This is a genomic window from Enterobacter sp. RHBSTW-00593 (genome assembly GCF_013784105.1).
GTDB classification, from domain to species: domain Bacteria; phylum Pseudomonadota; class Gammaproteobacteria; order Enterobacterales; family Enterobacteriaceae; genus Enterobacter; species Enterobacter ludwigii.
The window spans coordinates 3,592,590-3,611,507 of the sequence record NZ_CP056393.1 but is presented as its reverse complement, the minus strand read 5'-3'; the positions used below and the strand labels follow the sequence as shown (position 1 = coordinate 3,611,507).

Below are 18,918 nucleotides of genomic sequence, written 5' to 3'. Positions count from 1 at the left end.
CCTGCAAAACCTCACCGGCCGGGAAAGTGTAGCGCCATCGGGCGATTACAGTACTTTATGCGGCCCGAAACATTCGTAATGAATGTTGTCTTTATTCACACCCAACTCCACCAGCTGCTTCGCGGCATACTGCATAAACGCTACCGGTCCGCAGACGTAAAACTGCATCTCCGGCGCGCTGAATGCCCCTTCGTGCTGACTCAAATTCATCAGACCTTCGCTGTCAAAGCGTGCGGCTGCACGGTCGGCATCCGTCGGCAGACGATACCAGGTATGGGCGGTAAAGCGTGGCAGACCGGAAGCCAGCGCATTCACTTCATCGGCAAACGCGTGCACTTCACCGTTCTCGGCGGCGTGGAACCAGTTTACCTGCGCGCTGTGGTTTGATTTAGCGAGGGTATCGAGCATCGCCAGCATTGGCGTCTGACCCACCCCGGCTGAGATCAGGGTAACCGGCGTATTCGCCTCAACCGCCATAAAGAAGTCGCCCGCAGGCGCGGCCAGATGAACCACATCACCCACGTTAGCCTCGTTATGCAGCCAGTTTGATACCTGGCCGCCATCTTCGCGTTTTACGGCAATGCGATAACGTTTACCGTCTGGTTTGCGGGTCAGGGAGTACTGGCGAATCTCCTGGTGCGGAAAACCTTCAGGCTTCAGCCACACGCCCAGATACTGCCCCGGCTGATAATCAGCGACCGGCTTGCCATCCACCGGCTCGAACTCAAAACTGGTGATGAGCTGGCTGCGCGGCGTTTTCTCGACGATGCGGAAAGCGCGGGTACCTTCCCAGCCGCCAGCCTTACTGGCGTTTTCGCTGTAGATCTGTGCTTCACGGTTAATGAACACGTTTGCCAGCACGCCGTAGGCTTTTCCCCACGCGTCCAGCACCTCCTGACCCGGGCTAAACATCTCATCCAGTGTGGCCAGCAGATGGCCGCCGACGATGTTGTACTGCTCCGGTTTGATCTGGAAGCTGGTGTGCTTCTGCGCAATTTTTTCCACGGCAGGCAGCAACGCCGCCAGATTTTCGATATTACTGGCGTAGGCTGCGATGGCGTTGAACAGGGCTTCGCGCTGATCGCCGTTACGCTGGTTGCTCATGTTGAAAATCTCTTTCAACTCCGGGTTATGCGTAAACATACGATCATAGAAATGGGCGGTGAGTTTCGGGCCGGTTTCGACCAGCAGGGGAATAGTGGCTTTAACTGTGGCGATGGTTTGAGCGTCGAGCATAGCAGCGTCCTTCAGTGGTGTTTTTAATGATGTATTTTAAATGCATCTTATAAAAAATACCCCTGCGTTGTAAATGGTTCTTTGCAACGTGAAAAATATGCATCACAAACCTGAAAAGAAATCCGTTGAAAATGATGAGGGCTTTATTCCTCAAACCCTTGCGTGGCGGGTAGGAAAACGTTTGCGTAAAATCGTTTGTCAAGACCTGTTATCACAGAACTAATCAGTTATACTGTTGCCCGTCGTCCAACAGGACTGCCTTTTCAGGCCAAAATTTTATTGTTAGCTGAGTCAGGAGATGCGGATGTTAAAGCGTGAAATGAACATTGCCGATTATGATGCCGAACTGTGGCAGGCTATGGAGCAGGAAAAAGTACGTCAGGAAGAGCACATCGAACTGATCGCCTCCGAAAACTACACCAGCCCGCGCGTAATGCAGGCGCAGGGTTCTCAGCTGACCAACAAATACGCTGAAGGTTACCCGGGCAAACGCTACTACGGCGGTTGCGAGTACGTTGATATCGTTGAGCAACTGGCCATCGATCGCGCTAAAGAACTGTTTGGCGCCGACTACGCTAACGTACAGCCGCACTCTGGCTCTCAGGCTAACTTCGCGGTCTACACCGCGCTGCTGCAACCGGGCGATACCGTTCTGGGTATGAACCTGGCGCAAGGCGGCCACCTGACTCACGGCTCTCCGGTTAACTTCTCAGGCAAACTGTACAACATCATTCCTTACGGCATTGATGAGTCCGGTAAAATTGACTACGAAGACATGGCGAAGCAGGCGCAGACCCACAAACCGAAGATGATTATCGGCGGTTTCTCTGCTTACTCCGGTATCGTTGACTGGGCAAAAATGCGTGAAATCGCAGACAGCATCGGTGCTTACCTGTTCGTTGACATGGCGCACGTTGCCGGCCTGATTGCTGCAGGCGTTTATCCGAACCCGGTTCCGCATGCTCACGTTGTGACCACCACCACGCACAAAACCCTGGCGGGCCCACGCGGTGGTTTGATTCTGGCAAAAGGTGGCGATGAAGAGCTGTACAAAAAGCTGAACTCTGCCGTATTCCCAAGCGCGCAGGGCGGCCCACTGATGCACGTTATCGCGGCGAAAGCGGTGGCGCTGAAAGAAGCGATGGAGCCAGAGTTTAAAGTTTACCAGCAGCAGGTTGCTAAAAACGCCAAAGCGATGGTGGAAGTCTTCCTGAACCGCGGTTACAAAGTGGTTTCCGGTGGTACTGAGAACCACCTGTTCCTGCTGGACCTGGTTGATAAAAACCTGACCGGTAAAGAAGCTGACGCTGCCCTTGGCCGCGCCAACATCACCGTGAACAAAAACAGCGTGCCAAACGATCCGAAGAGCCCATTCGTGACCTCCGGTATCCGTATCGGTTCTCCGGCTGTTACTCGCCGCGGCTTTAAAGAAGCGGAAGTGAAAGAGCTGGCAGGCTGGATGTGTGACGTTCTGGACAATATCAATGACGAAGCGGTTATCGAGCGCGTTAAAGGTAAAGTTCTGGAAATCTGCGCACGCTTCCCGGTATACGCATAATCTTTCTGTTTTGCAGAAATAAAAAAGGCCGCGATTGCGGCCTTTTTTTATGGGTTAACGCCGGTCAAGGGAGAGTGCTCCCGGTCCCACTATCGCCAGTAAAATAAACGCTCCGGCAATACTGATATTCTTGTAGAAGTTAATCATATTCGGCATGACGGCATCACCGGTCATATCCCAGTAGTGGTGGCCGATAATCGCGGTACCCAGCGTGTAAAATACAAAGAGTACGGCAACAGGGCGGGTGAAAAAGCCCAGCACGATCAGGATGGCGGCAGGTACCTCCATTACCACCGCAATAATGGCCGCCAGCATGGGCATGGGTGTACCCAGCGACGTCATATATTGTACGGTCCCGCTAAACCCCGTCAGTTTTGGATAGCCGAAGATAATAAACAGTACGACAAGCGCGATACGACCTATTAACAGCAACAGGTGACGTGCCTGGCCGAAATCTAAATAGCGAAGTGAGTTCATGGCAGAAATACCTCTGCAAGTGGAGTAATTTAAACGTAATACACATTTTCATTCCCTGCCATAAGTCAGATGACTGCACAGTATGTTAAATTTTCGTTAATTTATAGCAGGCTATCGACTTGCTTAATTTTTGTATTCTCGCCAGACTATGGCCTCCATTTCGGGAGGGATTCATGGTCTTGCATTCCACGCGCTGGCTGGCGCTCAGTTATTTCACCTATTTCTTTAGCTACGGTATTTTTCTGCCTTTCTGGAGCGTCTGGCTCAAGGGGATCGGCCTGACGCCCGAGACCATAGGTATCCTGCTTGGCGCTGGTCTGGTGGCACGTTTCCTGGGAAGCCTGCTGATCGCACCGCGCGTCAGCGATCCCTCCTTGCTGATTAAGGCGGTACGCATTCTGGCGCTGTTGACGCTGGTCTTTGTCGCCTGTTTCTGGGTGAGCCACCAGTTTGCATGGCTGATGGTGGTGATGGTCGGTTTTAACCTCTTTTTCTCGCCGCTGGTTCCGCTGACGGATGCCCTGGCAAACACCTGGCAAAAACAGATAACGATGGATTATGGCCGCGTGCGGCTGTGGGGCTCAATTGCCTTTGTCATCGGCTCTGCACTGGTGGGTAAACTGGTTAGCCTTTACGATTACCGTGCGATCCTTGCGCTGCTGAGTATCGGCATTGCCTCCATGCTGCTGGGGATGCTGTTGCGTCCATCGGTAATGCCGCAAGGTGAGAGCCGTCATCAGGAAAGCGCCGGCTGGCCGGCCTGGCGAAGCCTGGTGGCACAAAGCTGGCGTTTCCTGGCCTGCGTCTGTCTGCTGCAGGGCGCGCACGCGGCGTACTATGGTTTCAGCGCCATCTACTGGCAGGGGGCTGGGTACTCCGCATCTGCAGTGGGTTACCTGTGGTCGCTCGGTGTGGTCGCTGAGGTGATTATCTTCGCGCTGAGCAAAAAGCTGTTCCGGCGCTTCGGCGCGCGCGATCTGCTCCTGCTTTCTGCAGTCTGTGGTGTCGTACGGTGGGGCATTATGGGCTGGACGACGGAACTGCCGTGGCTGATCGTGGCGCAAATTCTGCACTGCGGCACCTTCACGGTATGTCACCTGGCGGCCATGCGCTATATCGCCGCGCGTGAAGGCGGGGATGTCATTCGGTTGCAGTCGGTTTATTCGGCGGTGGCGATGGGCGGCAGCATTGCGGTGATGACGGTCTTTGCGGGCTTCCTTTACCAGCATCTGGGACACGGGGTCTTCTGGGTCATGGCGCTTGTCGCCCTACCGGCGATGTTCGTTCGTCCTAAAGTCGCCGCGCGCGCGTAGCTACGATTCCAGCATGGCGCGAATATGTTCTTGCTGCTGCGTGTTCAGCGTCTCAACGGCGTGGATCAGCGGTGGTGAGAACAGGGGCAGGGCGGTCGGATAAGGGGTGATGACCAGCGCCGCTTCGCGCGGTGCCCCCTCTTTCTGATAGGCCTGCAGCGTCTGATATCGAATGTTGAGCGGCAGCAACGTCAATTCGCGCAGTTGCTGCTCTATCACGTCCTCACAGGATTTATCCTCTCCCGTCAATAACACCACCTGCTTCTCATGCAGATCGGTCTCCTGCATCAGCCAGGCGCCGAAAATGACCGCCACCAGGCTCATCTCTTCATCAGAAAAACGCAGCCCGAATTCCGCTTCCAGCTCAAACAACGCCTCTTTGGTGGTGCGTAACAGGCGGGGGTAGAGACGATGGATCTCTTCCGGCAGGCTATTGTCGATGCCTATCTCAAACAGCGAACGGTCCAGCGCCTGGGCCAGATGAATATAAAGCTGATCGGTCAGCCCCTGTTCATCGCTGAAGTTCATCCCGGTTTGCGCCCGAAAACGGGCGACCATGCGCACAATTGCCCGGCGCAGACGCTGATCCTGCTGATGCTTATCAAGCACAGGGTCAGGAGTGCGCAGCATCATAAACAGCAGCGCGAGAAAAAGTTGTTCATCGCTGTGGGTCCCTTGTGGCACACGGCGTTTCCAGTGACGAACAATCTCCTGAGCGGTGAAATATTCCCCTCTTGATTGCGTCCAGTTACGCTGCACCGATGAAAACTGCGGGGTATTCCCCAGATGATGCTGCATCAGGCAATACTGCAGATAGAGCTGCAAAAACTGTACGTCCCGGCAATCAAACGGGCGCTGAAGCTTGCGCGAGCAGAAGCTGATCAACGCCCGCAGGTTGGTATCGTCATAGAGAGGCCGGGCAATGCCCTGCTGTTTAAGCGCGGTTTTCAGCGCGGGGGTAAACTGATGCGAAACGAATTGCGGACACAGCCGCATAGCCCTGCGCAGCCAGTGCAGCAGGCATAAACGTTGATTCAGGGCTGAGCCTTCAATCCGGTAGCTGCCGTCATGGTACGTGACGATGTCGAGCCGGTGATAGCGCTGGATTTCATCGCGCGTCTCGGCTATATCTTGCCGTGCCATAGCGTCGTCCACGCCATTGGCAGCGATAATGCTCTGTGCGGTAACGGCAGCATCGGGCAGGTAAAGCATTAAAAGCACCTGGCAGCGGCGCTGCGAACTGGAAAGCACAGATGGAATTTCAAGCGTCGTCATCATCTGTCGGGTATCCAGTGGGAATGTTTGATAAGAATAGCTAAAGGATGGGCGCTGAAAAGCGCGCCGGCAGGCCTTTCACTCAGGATTGCTGGCGAACATCACAGAATTTATGACGTGAGGAATTGATGCAAACAGTTAAACAAAGCGCAATGGCGTTATTTTTGACGGTGATCCCCTTTGCTGTCGTCGCGCATCCTCACAGTTTTATCAGCCTGAAAACCGAGCTGGTAACGGACGGAACGCAGCTCAGTGGCCTGAAAATGCGCTGGACGATGGATGAAATCACCTCGGCTGACCTGCTGTACGATGCCGGGAATGCAAAACCCGGGGATGAAATCTGGAAAAAGCTGGCGGCGGAAGTGATGGCCAACGTGCTTGGTCAGCACTATTTCACCGAGTTCTGGCATAACGGACAAAAAGTGAAATTTATGAATCGGCCGACGGAATATGGCATGACCCGCGACGGACATCAGGCGGTACTGACGTTTGTCCTGCCGCTGGCGCATCCGCAACCGCTGGCTGGGCAGACCTATACGTTTTCCACCTTTGATCCCACTTACTATGTCGATATGCATTACGCAGAGGGGAGTGATGTGACGCTACCGGCAGCCCTGCAAAAAACCTGCAAGATGGCAATGCACACGCCAAAACCGAGCGAAGAGACGCTCAATTTTGCGGTCTCTCTCGATAAAGAAGATGCACCACCCGAAGACATGGAGCTGGGTAAACAGTTCGCACAGCAGGTGACGTTGCAATGTCAGTGATCGCGTCTCCGGCACGAAAATCACGCCGCTGGCTTCATCTCTGGCCGCTGGCGCTCTTTTTGCTGCTGGCCGTGTGCGGCGCGTTGTGGCTATGGCACGCCTGGCCGCAGGTGATGATGAAAAGCATTGTCTGGCAGCGCGAGGTCAACCAGCAGATGAGTGGCTTACTGAAGGCGGTGGCGGAAAACCCGACGAAGGCAGGCGGTTCTCTTCTGGCCTTCAGTTTTCTCTACGGTGTCCTGCATGCGCTGGGGCCGGGACACGGCAAAATCGTGATCGCGACCTGGCTTGCGACCCATCCGTCCAGGCTCAAATCAAGCATCGGGTTGACCCTCGCATCTTCGCTGCTTCAGGGCGGCGTGGCGATTGCGCTGGTGGTGGTCGTCCTGTCGTTATTACGCCTTCCTGCTCGTCAGCTGCATATCAGCAGTTTCTGGCTGGAGAAGGGGAGTTATGCGCTGGTCGGTGTGCTGGGTCTGCTCTTGTGCTGGCGGGCACTGAAAAAACTGCGGGCTTTGCTGCACAAACCCCAGTTCAGAGCTTTTACGCCGCACCATGAACACACTGCAAACTGCGGCTGTGGACATCAGCATCTGCCGACGCAGGCGCAGCTGCAGAACGGTGATGACTGGCGAGCGCGGCTGATGGTTGTGCTCTCAATGGGCATGCGTCCGTGTTCAGGGGCAATCATGGTGCTGCTGTTCAGTAAGGTGATGGGTGTATTTGGCTGGGGAATGCTCTCGGCATTGGCCATGGCGGCCGGGACGTCACTCACGATTTCGTCACTGGCACTGCTGGTGCACAGTTTCCGTCAACTGGCGGTCAAACTCAGCGGCAATAAAACGCCGGTGCTGTGGCGGCAGGTCGGATGGACAACGCTCGCGCTGGCGGGCGGGATGATTCTGCTGGTGGCTGCGGTAACGATGTGGATGAGCGCGGTGCCGGTGGGAAGGGGATTAAGGCCGTTTTAGTCAGGTACAGCATGGTGCCCTTTCCCGGCGGGAGAGGGCACCGCAGGCTGGATTAACGCTTCAGCGCGTCGCTCAGCTCATCACGCATGTTTGCCAGCATGGCTTTAACAACACGTGGGTTACCTGCAACGATGTTGCCGGTCGTCAGATGGTTGTGGCCGCCGGTGAAATCGCAAACAATGGCGCCTGATTCACGCGCGATCAGCTCGCCCGCTGCAAAATCCCACGGCTTCAGTGACAGCTCAAAGTAACCGTCAACGCGACCGGTAGCCACATAGGCCAGGTCCAGCGCGGCAGAACCGGTGCGACGGAAGTCCGCGCATTCGGTGAACAGTTTGCCCAGAATATTCATGTAAGTGGTTGCGTGCTGCTTCGCCTTGAACGGGAAGCCGGTCGCCAGAATGGTACCGTCGAGGTCGCGTGCATTGCTGCAGCGCAGACGGTAGCCGTTCAGCTGCGCGCCCTGACCGCGGGTTGCGGTGAACAGTTCGTTACGCATTGGATCGTAAACCACGGCGACTTCAGTACGGCCTTTAATGCGTACTGCGATAGACACGGAGAAGTGTGGCAGACGTTTGACGAAGTTGGTGGTGCCATCCAGTGGATCGATAACCCATTGAACATCCTGATCGGTACCTTCAAGTTCACCGCTTTCTTCGGTGATGATGGTGTGCTGCGGGTAAGATTTGCGGATGGTATCGATAATAATCGCTTCAGCGGCTTTATCGACGTTGGTTACGAAATCATTGCTGCCTTTCTGGCTGGTTTCAACAGAATCTGGCGTTTCGTAGTGTTTGGCAATTACATTACCCGCCTTGCGCGCTGCGCGCACGGCGATGGTCAGCATCGGATGCATCGGTCTCTCTCACTGGATGTTAAAGAACGGGAAAATCGGCGCAGAGTATAGCAGCGAGATCGGAATATGTCTCTCGTTTATGATAATATGGCCGAATATTCTTCAGACACAGAATCCAGACATTAAAACTATGCTGCAAAACATTCGAATCGTGCTGGTCGAAACATCGCACACTGGCAATATGGGCTCCGTAGCCCGCGCTATGAAAACCATGGGCTTAACGAACCTGTGGCTGGTTAACCCACTGGTGAAACCCGACTCACAGGCTATCGCTCTGGCTGCGGGCGCCAGCGATGTCATTGGTAACGCGCAGATCGTGGATACTCTGGACGAAGCCCTGGCAGGGTGCAGTCTGGTGGTCGGGACTAGCGCCCGCTCCCGTACACTGCCGTGGCCGATGCTGGATCCGCGTGAATGCGGTCTGAAAAGCGTCTCTGAAGCCGAACAGGCTCCTGTAGCGCTGGTGTTTGGCCGTGAACGCGTGGGCCTGACCAACGATGAACTGCAGAAGTGCCATTACCACGTGGCCATTGCCGCTAACCCGGAATACAGCTCCCTGAACCTGGCAATGGCCGTTCAGGTGATTGCCTATGAAGTGCGTATGGCGTGGCTGGCGACGCAGGAAAAAGCAACCGCAGAGCCGCAGGAAGAGGCCGTCTACCCGCTGGTGGACGATCTGGAGCGCTTCTATGGTCACCTGGAGCAGACCCTGCTCTCTACCGGTTTCATCCGTGAAGGTCACCCGGGGCAGGTAATGAACAAGCTGCGCCGCCTGTTTACCCGTGCACGTCCGGAAAGCCAGGAACTGAACATTCTGCGCGGGATTCTGGCGTCGATTGAGCAAAAGAATAAAGAGTAGTGCCCATCCTGGTGATACGGCACGGAAGGTTAAATACCTGACTAAAACAGTCAAGTAAATAGTTGACCATTTTAGTCAGGAATGTCAGACTTGGCCCTGCTATGCAATACCCCCATTTTACTATAAAAAACCCCGGGCAGGGGCGAGTTTGAGGTTAAGTAAGACATGAGACTGACATCTAAAGGGCGTTATGCCGTGACCGCGATGCTGGACGTTGCGCTCAACTCCGAAGCGGGCCCGGTTCCGTTGGCTGATATTTCTGAACGACAAGGGATCTCCCTCTCCTATCTGGAGCAGCTGTTCTCCAGACTGCGTAAAAATGGACTGGTTTCCAGCGTTCGTGGCCCAGGCGGCGGTTATCTGCTGGGTAAAGACGCGGGCAGTATTGCAGTTGGCGAAGTGATCAGTGCCGTTGACGAATCCGTTGATGCGACCCGTTGCCAGGGTAAAGGCGGCTGCCAGGGCGGCGATAAGTGCCTGACCCACGCGCTCTGGCGCGACCTGAGCGATCGTCTGACCGGCTTCCTGAACAACATCACCTTAGGTGAGCTGGTAAATAACCAGGAAGTTCTGGATGTCTCTGGCCGTCAGCACAGCCAGGACTCCCAACGCAGCACCCGCGGGCAGGACGCGATCGACGTCAAATTACGCGCGTAATAAAAAGATAAGTATTTCAGAATCAGGCCGGAGCGTTCGCTCGCTCCGTGTACTCGGTCGTACATCCAGCCGGTTGCCTGATTCCTTGCATTGAAGCGATGTACGGAGTTTATAGAGCAATGAAATTACCGATTTATCTCGACTACTCCGCAACCACGCCGGTGGACCCGCGTGTTGCCGAGAAAATGATGCAGTGTCTGACCCTGGACGGAAACTTTGGTAACCCAGCTTCCCGTTCACACCGTTTTGGCTGGCATGCTGAAGAGGCGGTAGATATCGCCCGTAATCAGATTGCTGACCTGGTGGGTGCCGACCCGCGTGAGATTGTATTCACCTCCGGTGCGACCGAATCCGATAACCTGGCGATCAAAGGTGCGGCCAACTTTTATCAGAAAAAAGGCAAGCACATCATCACCAGCAAAACCGAACACAAAGCCGTGCTGGATACCTGCCGTCAGCTCGAGCGTGAAGGTTTCGACGTGACTTACCTGGCACCACAGAGCAACGGTATCATCGACCTGAAAGAGCTCGAAGCGGCCATGCGTGATGACACCATTCTGGTCTCCATCATGCACGTAAACAACGAAATTGGCGTTGTGCAAGATATCGCGACCATCGGCGAAATGTGCCGTGCGCGCGGCATCATCTACCACGTAGACGCCACCCAGAGCGTGGGCAAACTGCCTATCGATCTGAGCCAGCTGAAAGTGGACCTGATGTCCTTCTCCGGCCACAAAATCTATGGCCCGAAAGGTATTGGTGCACTGTACGTTCGTCGTAAACCGCGTATCCGCATCGAAGCACAGATGCACGGTGGCGGTCACGAGCGCGGTATGCGTTCCGGTACGCTGCCTGTTCACCAGATCGTGGGTATGGGCGAAGCTTACCGTATTGCGAAAGAAGAGATGGAAACCGAGATGGCGCGCCTGCGCACGCTGCGTAACCGTCTGTGGGATGGCGTGAAAGATATGGAAGAAGTGTATCTGAACGGCGATCTCGAACAGGGCGCACCAAACATTCTCAACGTCAGCTTCAACTATGTTGAAGGTGAATCGCTGATTATGGCGCTGAAAGACCTGGCGGTTTCTTCCGGTTCTGCCTGTACGTCTGCAAGCCTGGAGCCATCCTATGTGCTGCGCGCACTGGGCATGACTGACGAGCTGGCACACAGCTCTATCCGTTTCTCTTTAGGTCGTTTCACTACCGAAGAAGAGATTGACTACACCATCAAGCTGGTTCGCAACTCCATCGGTCGTCTGCGTGACCTTTCTCCACTGTGGGAAATGTTCAAGCAGGGCGTGGATCTGAACAGCATTGAATGGTCACATCACTAATCGGTACATAAGGAGAATTCAACATGGCATACAGCGAAAAAGTTATTGATCATTACGAGAACCCGCGCAACGTTGGCTCTTTTGACAACAGCGACGAAAGCGTAGGTAGCGGTATGGTCGGTGCGCCAGCGTGTGGCGACGTGATGAAGCTGCAGATTAAAGTCAACAATGAAGGTATCATTGAAGACGCGCGCTTCAAGACCTACGGCTGCGGTTCTGCTATCGCCTCCAGCTCGCTGGTCACCGAATGGGTGAAGGGCAAGTCTCTGGACGAAGCACAGGCAATCAAGAACACGGATATTGCTGAAGAACTCGAACTGCCACCCGTGAAAATTCACTGTTCTATCCTGGCAGAAGACGCGATCAAAGCCGCCATTGCGGATTACAAAAGCAAACGTGAAGCAAAATAATTGAGGTTTGAGTATGTCGATTACCCTTAGCGACAGCGCTGCCGCGCGAGTAAGCTCTTTTCTGGCGAACCGTGGTAAAGGCTTTGGCCTGCGACTGGGCGTACGTACCTCCGGCTGTTCTGGTATGGCTTACGTACTGGAGTTTGTTGACGAACCGGCGTCTGATGACACCGTATTTGAAGACAAGGGCGTGAAGGTGGTGGTCGATGGCAAAAGCCTGCAATTCCTCAATGGCACTCAGCTGGACTTTGTAAAAGAAGGCCTGAACGAAGGGTTCAAATTCACGAACCCGAACGTCAAAGACGAGTGTGGTTGCGGCGAAAGCTTCCACGTTTAACCGCGCGTCATCCGAAACCCCACCGCAGGACTCCTGTGCGTGGGGTTTGTTCTAACAGGCTACCCCTGAGATTGTTATGGATTACTTCACTCTCTTCGGACTACCCGCTCAATACCCGATTGATCTGCAGGCGCTGACGATCCGCTTCCAGGATCTGCAGCGTCAGTATCATCCGGATAAATTCGCCAGTGGTACTCAGTCAGAGCAATTGGCTGCGGTATCGCAATCTGCGACCATCAATCAGGCCTGGCAGACGCTGCGCCATCCACTGTCTCGCGCTGAGTATCTGCTCTCGATTCATGGGTTTGATCTGGCGAGTGAACAGCACACCGTGCGTGATACGGCGTTTTTGATGGAACAGCTGGAACTGCGTGAAGAGCTGGATGAGATTGAACAGGCCAAAGATGAAGCGCGTCTGGAAAGCTTCATCAAGCGCGTAAAAGGCATGTTCGATACCCGCCATCAACTGATGGTTGAGCAACTGAACAACGAGACCTGGGATGTGGCGGCAGACACTGTGCGCAAACTCCGTTTTCTCGATAAACTGCGAAGCAGTGCTGAACAACTCGAAGAAAAGCTGCTCGATTTTTAATTTCGGAAGCAATTATGGCCTTATTACAAATTAGTGAGCCTGGCTTAAGTGCCGCACCGCACCAGCGTCGTCTGGCGGTAGGTATTGATCTGGGCACCACCAATTCTCTCGTGGCGACCGTGCGAAGCGGCCAGGCGGAAACGTTGGCTGACGAGCAGGGCCGTCATCTGCTGCCTTCCGTGGTCCACTACCAACAGCAGGGCCACGCGGTTGGCTACGACGCACGCGCGAACGCCGCGCGCGATCCGGCGAACACCATCAGTTCCGTAAAACGCATGATGGGCCGCTCCCTCGCCGATATTCAGACCCGTTATCCGCATCTGCCGTATCAGCTGCAGGCCAGTGAAAACGGCCTGCCAATGATTGCCACGGCAGCGGGGCTGCTGAACCCTATCCGCGTTTCTGCTGATATCCTCAAAGCGCTGGCGGCGCGTGCTACGGCAACGCTCGGCGGCGATCTCGATGGCGTGGTCATTACCGTTCCGGCCTACTTTGATGATGCACAGCGTCAGGGCACCAAAGACGCGGCGCGTCTGGCGGGACTGCACGTTCTGCGCCTGCTGAACGAACCGACGGCGGCCGCCATTGCCTACGGCCTGGACTCCGGTCAGGAAGGGGTGATTGCGGTTTACGATCTGGGTGGCGGGACCTTTGATATTTCTATCCTGCGCTTAAGCCGTGGGGTGTTTGAAGTGCTGGCTACCGGCGGTGATTCTGCGCTGGGTGGCGATGACTTCGACCATCTGCTGGCCGATTTCATTCGCGAGCAGGCGGGTATTCCCGATCGCAGCGATGCACGCGTGCAGCGTGAACTGCTGGACGTGGCCATCGACGCGAAAATCGCGCTGAGCGATGCGCAGTCTGTCACCGTCAACGTGGCGGGCTGGCAGGGGGAAATCACCCGGGAACAGTTTAACGACCTGATCGCGCCTTTGGTGAAACGCACCCTGCTGGCCTGCCGTCGCGCACTGAAAGATGCGGGCGTTGAGGCTGACGAGGTGCTGGAAGTGGTCATGGTTGGCGGCTCCACGCGCGTACCGCTGGTGCGTGAACGGGTGGGTGAATTCTTTGGCCGCACGCCGCTGACGTCCATCGACCCGGATAAAGTGGTTGCCGTGGGCGCGGCTATCCAGGCGGATATTCTGGTCGGCAACAAGCCGGACAGCGAGATGTTGCTGCTGGATGTTATTCCGCTCTCCCTGGGTTTAGAAACCATGGGAGGACTGGTGGAGAAAGTCATTCCGCGTAACACCACCATTCCGGTGGCGCGCGCGCAGGAATTCACCACCTTCAAAGACGGCCAGACCGCGATGTCCATCCATGTGATGCAGGGCGAGCGCGAGCTGGTGCAGGACTGTCGTTCACTGGCGCGCTTTGCGCTGCGCGGTATTCCTGCGCTGCCTGCGGGCGGTGCGCATATTCGCGTTACCTTCCAGGTGGATGCGGACGGCCTGCTGAGCGTCACGGCGATGGAGAAATCCACCGGCGTTGAGTCGTCTATCCAGGTGAAGCCGTCCTACGGCCTGACCGATGGTGAGATCGCCTCCATGATTCAGGATTCAATGAGCTACGCCGAACAGGATGTGAAGGCGCGTATGCTGGCAGAACAGAAAGTTGAAGCCGCACGCGTGCTGGAAAGTCTGAACGGTGCGCTCGCTGCCGACGCCGCGCTGTTAAGCGCCGCTGAGCGTCAGGTGATTGACGAGGCTGCCGCGCGCTTAAGCGCAGTGGCCGAAGGCAATGATGCTGATGCAATAGAAGAAGCCATTAAAAACGTTGATAAACAAACCCAGGACTTTGCTGCTCGCCGCATGGACAAATCTGTCCGCGTCGCGCTGAAAGGCCAGTCCGTGGACGAGGTTTAATATGCCAAAGATTGTTATTTTGCCTCATGCGGACCTCTGTCCGGATGGTGCTGTTCTGGAAGCGAAGACCGGTGAGACCATTCTCGATGTTGCCCTGCGTAACGGTATCGAAGTGGAACACGCCTGTGAAAAATCCTGTGCCTGCACAACCTGCCACTGCATCGTGCGTGAAGGTTTTGACTCTCTGGCCGAGAGCACCGAAGATGAAGACGACATGCTGGATAAAGCATGGGGTCTGGAGCCAGACAGCCGTTTGAGCTGCCAGGCTCTGGTGACCGATGAAGATCTGGTCGTGGAATTCCCACGCTACACCATCAACCACGCACGCGAGCACTGATATGGGACTGAAGTGGACTGACAGCCGTGAAATCGGCGAAGCGCTCTACGACGCTAACCCGGATCTCGATCCTAAAACCGTACGCTTCACTGATATGCATCAGTGGATCTGCGATTTAGACGATTTTGACGACGATCCAAACGCATCCAATGAAAAAATTCTGGAGGCGATTCTGTTAGTCTGGTTAGATGAAGCAGAATAAATCACCTTACGGGCTGCCTTCAGGCGGCCCGTTTGCTAATAAGGATAAATAAAATGACCGAAGCGATGAAGATTACGATCTCGAATCAGCCTGCTGACGCGCGCTGGGGCGAGAAAGCCACCTACAGTATCAACAACGACGGTATTACCCTGCACCTGACTGGCAACGATGATTTGGGTCTGATCCAGCGCGCGGCGCGCAAAATTGATGGTCTGGGCATTAAACATGTCACCCTTGACGGCGAAGGTTGGGATATCGACCGCAGCTGGGCATTCTGGGCGGGTTACAAAGGACCGAAAGGCAGCCGTAAAATCGAGTGGGCGACGCTCGACGAAGCGGGTCAGAAAGAGCTGGAAAGCCGTCTGACCATTATCGACTGGGTGCGCGATACCATTAACGCCCCGGCAGAAGAACTGGGTCCTGAACAACTTGCGCAGCGCGCCGTTGACCTGCTGTGCGGCGTGGCGGGCGACAAAATGTCTTACCGCATCACCAAAGGTGAAGACCTGCGCGAGCAGAACTATATGGGGATCCACACCGTGGGTCGCGGTTCCGAGCGTCCTCCGGTATTGCTGGCGCTGGATTACAACCCAACCGGTGATAAAGCAGCACCGGTATTTGCCTGCCTGGTCGGGAAAGGCATCACGTTCGATACCGGCGGTTACAGCCTGAAGCAGAGCGCGTTCATGGACTCCATGAAGTCCGATATGGGCGGCGCGGCAACCATCACCGGCGCGCTGGCGTTTGCCATTACGCGCGGTCTGAACAAGCGCGTGAAGCTTTACCTGTGCTGTGCGGACAACATGGTGAGCGGTAATGCCTTTAAGCTCGGCGACATCATTCGCTACCGTAACGGTAAAAACGTGGAAGTCATGAACACCGATGCGGAAGGTCGTCTGGTGCTGGCCGATGGTCTCATCGACGCGTCTGCGCAGAAGCCAGAGCTGATTATCGACATGGCGACCCTGACCGGTGCGGCGAAAACCGCGCTGGGCAACGACTACCATGCGCTGTTCAGCTTTGACGACAAACTGGCAGCCCGTCTGCTGGCAAGCGCGGCCGCGGAGAACGAACCGTTCTGGCGTCTGCCGCTGGCCGAATTCCACCGCAGCCAGCTGCCGTCTAACTTCGCCGAACTGAACAATACCGCGAGCGCAGCCTATCCGGCGGGTGCGAGCACGGCGGCCGGCTTCCTGTCTCACTTCGTTGAGAACTATCACGAGGGCTGGCTGCACATCGACTGCTCCGCAACCTACCGTAAAGCGGCCGTTGAGCAGTGGTCTGCAGGGGCAACGGGACTGGGCGTGCGTACTATCGCGAACCTGCTGACTGCCGAGTAATTGTCTTTGTCCGGCGGCGCTGTGCTTGTCCGGGCCTATGGTTTTGTAGGCCTGTTAGCCTTGCGCCAGCCGACATTATGTTGAAGTAACCAAACTATGTCTGAAACGAAAAACGAATTAGAAACTCTGCTGGAACAGGCGGCGAGCGAGCCCGCCCACCGTCCGGCATTTTTCCGCACGTTGCTGGAGTCCACCGTCTGGGTTCCGGGTACCGCAGTGGAAGGCGAACAGGTTGTTGAAGACAGCGCGCTGGACCTGCTCCACTGGGAGAAAGACGACGGCACGTCGGTGATCCCGTTCTTCACTTCGCTGGAAGCGCTGCAGCAGGCTGTTGAAGACGAGCAGGCGTTCGTGGTGATGCCGGTGCGCACTCTGTTCGAAATGACGCTGGGCCAGACCTTGTTCCTCAACGCCAAACTGCCAACCGGGAAAGAGTTCACCCCGCGTGAAATCAACCATCTGATTGGCGAGGAGGGCAACCCGCTCAGTACGCAGGAAGTGCTGGAAGGGGGCGAAACGCTGCTGTTGTCTGAAGTAGCCGACCCCCCTGCGCAGATGATTGATTCGCTGACCACGCTGTTCAAAACCCTCAAACCCGTGAGGCGCGCGTTCCTCTGCTCTGTTAAAGAGAGCACGGATGAACAGCCGGTACTGCTGATTGGCATTGAAGCAGACGGCGATATCGAGGAGATTATTCAGGCTACGGGCAGTGTTGCCACCGATACGCTGCCGGGTGATGAGCCGATCGATATCTGTCAGGTGAAGAAGGATGAGAAGGGCATCAGCCACTTTATTACCGAACACATCACGCCGTTTTACGAGCGTCGCTGGGGCGGATTCCTGCGCGATCTCAAAACCACCCGCATTATCTGATTACGCGGGGTGATTTTTCACCCCGTCGCTTCCAGCAGCAATAAATCCATCAGCAGGACCAGATTCGACTCAAACGACGTCACGCCAGCGGCTTCTGCGGCGTAATGTACCGCCTCGTCATATAAGGCAAAGTGCAGGTCTGCCATTCCCGCCAGCGTATTGGCCGAAGCGCGCGTAAAAGCCACGACCGTCATCCCCACGTTTTTCGCGATCCGCGCTTTATCCAGCACCTGTTCGGTTTCACCGCTGCGTGAGACGGCGATAAACACCTGATACCGCGCAGCGTTGCTGAGGAAAATGTTTCGGCTATCGCCCGGCCCGGAAATAAACGCCGTTTTACCCAGCACCTGCAATTTCTTGGTGAGGTACTCGGCGAAGAGATAAGAGAAGCCGGCGCCATAAAGAAAGAAGCTCTCTTTCTGGCGCAGTAACGTCGAAAATTGCGCGCGCTTCTCCTGCGTTACCCACTGAAAGGTTTGCTGATAGTTCGCGATAAATTGACTGAAAAGCGCCGGCAGTTCGGGGCGCTGTTGTGCCTGCGCAGCGATATACGGCGTCTCGGTTAACAGCTGTTTGCAGTGCCAGATAAATTCGCTGAAACCGCTGAAGCCTAATTTCTGACACAGACGCATAATGGTGGCGGTTGAGACGAACGTCGCCTGCGCCAGTTCGCGCACCGTAATATTGCCCACCAGCAGAGGATGCTCTGTGAGGTGGGCCAGCACGCGATATTCCGCGCGGGTCAGTGACGCCCCGCGCGTTAACAGCGTGGCCAGACGGTTATCCATTATTTGGCCGGTTCAACGGGCAAATCGTCTCGTGCACCCCATTCACTCCAGGCGCCATCATAGAGCGTCACGTCGTTTACACCGAGTGTGGCGAGCGCCAGAATCACCACGCAGGCCGTGACGCCGGACCCGCAGCTGGCAATAACGGGACGATGCACATCCACGCCCTGACGATCAAAAATGGCGCGCAGCTCATCGGTCGTTTTTAATTCACCTTCAAACACCAGATCGCCCCACGGCACATTCAACGCGCCGGGAATATGGCCGCGCTTCAGCCCCGGACGTGGTTCATCCGCCTGGGCGTTAAAGCGCGCTGCAGGGCGGGCATCGACAATTTGCGCCGTTTTTTCATGGCTGACCACCAGCACGTCGGTCAGACGTTTTACCTGATGCGCATCAAACGTCGCGTCGAACTCGCCTTCCGGCAGCGTCACGTCGCCCTGCTGTAATGGCAGTTCATCACGCTTCCAGCCCGCGAGGCCGCCTGCCAGAATTGAGACTTTCTCCACGCCAAAGTTTTTCAGCATCCACCAGGCGCGCGGTGCGGAGAAGAGGTTACCTTCATCGTAAACCACGAGGTGTTTGTCACGATTAACGCCAAGTTCGCGCATCGCCACGGAGAACGCTTCCGGGCGCGGCAGCATGTGCGGGAGAGGGGAGTTATGGTCGGACAGGGCTTCAATATCAAAAAATACCGCGCCCGGCAAATGCCCTGCGCGGTATTCTGCGACCATATCGCGAAGGTGTTCCTGCCCGGCAGGTGCCATACGCGCGTCAATAATCTGTACTTCCGGATCGTCACCGTGCTCAATCAGCCAGTCGGCGGCGACAAAATATGAGGTGGACATGGGTTGCCTCCATTCTTTTCCGT

At 55.7% G+C, this 18,918-nt stretch carries 21 protein-coding genes; 15 read left to right on the top strand and 6 right to left on the bottom strand.

The features are described from left to right. Positions 1-45: 45 nt before the first annotated feature. The gene (gene hmpA, locus HV242_RS17210) at positions 46-1,236 is read right to left on the bottom strand and encodes an NO-inducible flavohemoprotein (protein ID WP_025203455.1); all 1,191 of its coding nucleotides are present in this window, start codon (positions 1,234-1,236) and stop codon (positions 46-48) included. A gap of 304 nt (positions 1,237-1,540) precedes the next feature. Here hmpA and glyA point away from each other — a divergent pair, with 304 nt between their 5' ends. After that, positions 1,541-2,794, top strand: coding sequence for a serine hydroxymethyltransferase (gene glyA / locus HV242_RS17205; RefSeq protein ID WP_020883014.1), 1,254 nt, complete (start codon positions 1,541-1,543; stop codon positions 2,792-2,794). A 54-nt stretch (positions 2,795-2,848) separates the two neighbouring features. Here glyA and HV242_RS17200 read toward each other — a convergent pair whose 3' ends face one another. After that, a complete protein-coding gene (locus HV242_RS17200) occupies positions 2,849-3,271 on the bottom strand; it encodes a DoxX family protein (protein ID WP_014171191.1) in 423 nt (140 codons plus the stop codon). Between the two features lie 173 nt (positions 3,272-3,444). On the opposite strand from HV242_RS17200, the gene HV242_RS17195 reads away from it, so the two are divergent. Further along, positions 3,445-4,584, top strand: a complete 1,140-nt coding sequence (locus HV242_RS17195) for a 3-phenylpropionate MFS transporter (RefSeq protein ID WP_032678696.1) — start codon at positions 3,445-3,447, stop codon at positions 4,582-4,584. On the opposite strand, the gene csiE is transcribed toward HV242_RS17195, so the two are convergent. After that, positions 4,585-5,862: a stationary phase inducible protein CsiE gene (gene csiE / locus HV242_RS17190; RefSeq protein WP_014171189.1), complete on the bottom strand. Its 1,278-nt coding sequence runs from the start codon at positions 5,860-5,862 to the stop codon at positions 4,585-4,587. 125 nt (positions 5,863-5,987) lie between these two features. Between csiE and HV242_RS17185 the strand changes: the two genes are divergently transcribed. Further along, on the top strand, positions 5,988-6,626 hold the full coding sequence (locus HV242_RS17185; RefSeq protein ID WP_047955965.1) for a DUF1007 family protein: 639 nt from the start codon (positions 5,988-5,990) through the stop codon (positions 6,624-6,626). Further along, positions 6,617-7,597 carry a nickel/cobalt transporter gene (locus HV242_RS17180; protein WP_025203459.1) on the top strand — a complete coding sequence of 327 codons (981 nt, stop codon included), beginning with the start codon at positions 6,617-6,619 and terminating at the stop codon, positions 7,595-7,597. Before HV242_RS17185 ends, HV242_RS17180 begins: the two co-directional genes overlap by 10 nt. 52 nt (positions 7,598-7,649) lie before the next feature. Here HV242_RS17180 and suhB read toward each other — a convergent pair whose 3' ends face one another. Then, positions 7,650-8,453 (bottom strand): inositol-1-monophosphatase, encoded by an 804-nt coding sequence (suhB, locus tag HV242_RS17175; RefSeq protein WP_020883019.1) that lies wholly within the window; start codon positions 8,451-8,453, stop codon positions 7,650-7,652. 130 nt (positions 8,454-8,583) lie between these two features. Between suhB and trmJ the strand changes: the two genes are divergently transcribed. The 11 genes from trmJ to sseB all read left to right on the top strand — a co-directional run bounded on the left by trmJ (position 8,584) and on the right by sseB (position 17,259). Continuing rightward, positions 8,584-9,312 carry a tRNA (cytosine(32)/uridine(32)-2'-O)-methyltransferase TrmJ gene (trmJ, locus tag HV242_RS17170; RefSeq protein ID WP_032669904.1) on the top strand — a complete coding sequence of 243 codons (729 nt, stop codon included), beginning with the start codon at positions 8,584-8,586 and terminating at the stop codon, positions 9,310-9,312. Positions 9,313-9,477: 165 nt separating this feature from the next. Beyond that, positions 9,478-9,969 carry a Fe-S cluster assembly transcriptional regulator IscR gene (gene iscR / locus HV242_RS17165; protein WP_020883021.1) on the top strand — a complete coding sequence of 164 codons (492 nt, stop codon included), beginning with the start codon at positions 9,478-9,480 and terminating at the stop codon, positions 9,967-9,969. 119 nt (positions 9,970-10,088) lie between these two features. Further along, positions 10,089-11,303 (top strand): cysteine desulfurase, encoded by a 1,215-nt coding sequence (gene iscS, locus HV242_RS17160; protein ID WP_020883022.1) that lies wholly within the window; start codon positions 10,089-10,091, stop codon positions 11,301-11,303. A gap of 23 nt (positions 11,304-11,326) precedes the next feature. After that, positions 11,327-11,713 carry a Fe-S cluster assembly scaffold IscU gene (gene iscU, locus HV242_RS17155; RefSeq protein WP_003860661.1) on the top strand — a complete coding sequence of 129 codons (387 nt, stop codon included), beginning with the start codon at positions 11,327-11,329 and terminating at the stop codon, positions 11,711-11,713. 13 nt (positions 11,714-11,726) lie between these two features. Further along, the gene (gene iscA / locus HV242_RS17150) at positions 11,727-12,050 is read left to right on the top strand and encodes an iron-sulfur cluster assembly protein IscA (protein ID WP_003860659.1); all 324 of its coding nucleotides are present in this window, start codon (positions 11,727-11,729) and stop codon (positions 12,048-12,050) included. A gap of 76 nt (positions 12,051-12,126) precedes the next feature. Further along, a complete protein-coding gene (gene hscB / locus HV242_RS17145) occupies positions 12,127-12,642 on the top strand; it encodes a co-chaperone HscB (RefSeq protein WP_050737169.1) in 516 nt (171 codons plus the stop codon). Between the two features lie 14 nt (positions 12,643-12,656). After that, positions 12,657-14,507 carry a Fe-S protein assembly chaperone HscA gene (hscA, locus tag HV242_RS17140; protein ID WP_020883023.1) on the top strand — a complete coding sequence of 617 codons (1,851 nt, stop codon included), beginning with the start codon at positions 12,657-12,659 and terminating at the stop codon, positions 14,505-14,507. A 1-nt stretch (position 14,508) separates the two neighbouring features. Further along, the gene (gene fdx, locus HV242_RS17135; protein ID WP_014171179.1) at positions 14,509-14,844 is read left to right on the top strand and encodes an ISC system 2Fe-2S type ferredoxin; all 336 of its coding nucleotides are present in this window, start codon (positions 14,509-14,511) and stop codon (positions 14,842-14,844) included. A 1-nt stretch (position 14,845) separates the two neighbouring features. Continuing rightward, a complete protein-coding gene (gene iscX, locus HV242_RS17130) occupies positions 14,846-15,046 on the top strand; it encodes a Fe-S cluster assembly protein IscX (protein WP_014171178.1) in 201 nt (66 codons plus the stop codon). A 53-nt stretch (positions 15,047-15,099) separates the two neighbouring features. Beyond that, positions 15,100-16,386: an aminopeptidase PepB gene (pepB, locus tag HV242_RS17125; RefSeq protein ID WP_020883024.1), complete on the top strand. Its 1,287-nt coding sequence runs from the start codon at positions 15,100-15,102 to the stop codon at positions 16,384-16,386. Positions 16,387-16,482: 96 nt separating this feature from the next. Further along, positions 16,483-17,259 carry an enhanced serine sensitivity protein SseB gene (sseB, locus tag HV242_RS17120; RefSeq protein ID WP_050737168.1) on the top strand — a complete coding sequence of 259 codons (777 nt, stop codon included), beginning with the start codon at positions 16,483-16,485 and terminating at the stop codon, positions 17,257-17,259. Between the two features lie 17 nt (positions 17,260-17,276). On the opposite strand, the gene HV242_RS17115 is transcribed toward sseB, so the two are convergent. Beyond that, positions 17,277-18,047 carry a MurR/RpiR family transcriptional regulator gene (locus HV242_RS17115; protein ID WP_014171175.1) on the bottom strand — a complete coding sequence of 257 codons (771 nt, stop codon included), beginning with the start codon at positions 18,045-18,047 and terminating at the stop codon, positions 17,277-17,279. After that, complete coding sequence (gene sseA, locus HV242_RS17110; RefSeq protein WP_050737167.1) at positions 18,047-18,895, bottom strand: 3-mercaptopyruvate sulfurtransferase; 849 nt, start codon at positions 18,893-18,895, stop codon at positions 18,047-18,049. The genes HV242_RS17115 and sseA overlap by 1 nt, the downstream gene beginning before the upstream one ends. Positions 18,896-18,918 lie beyond the last annotated feature (23 nt).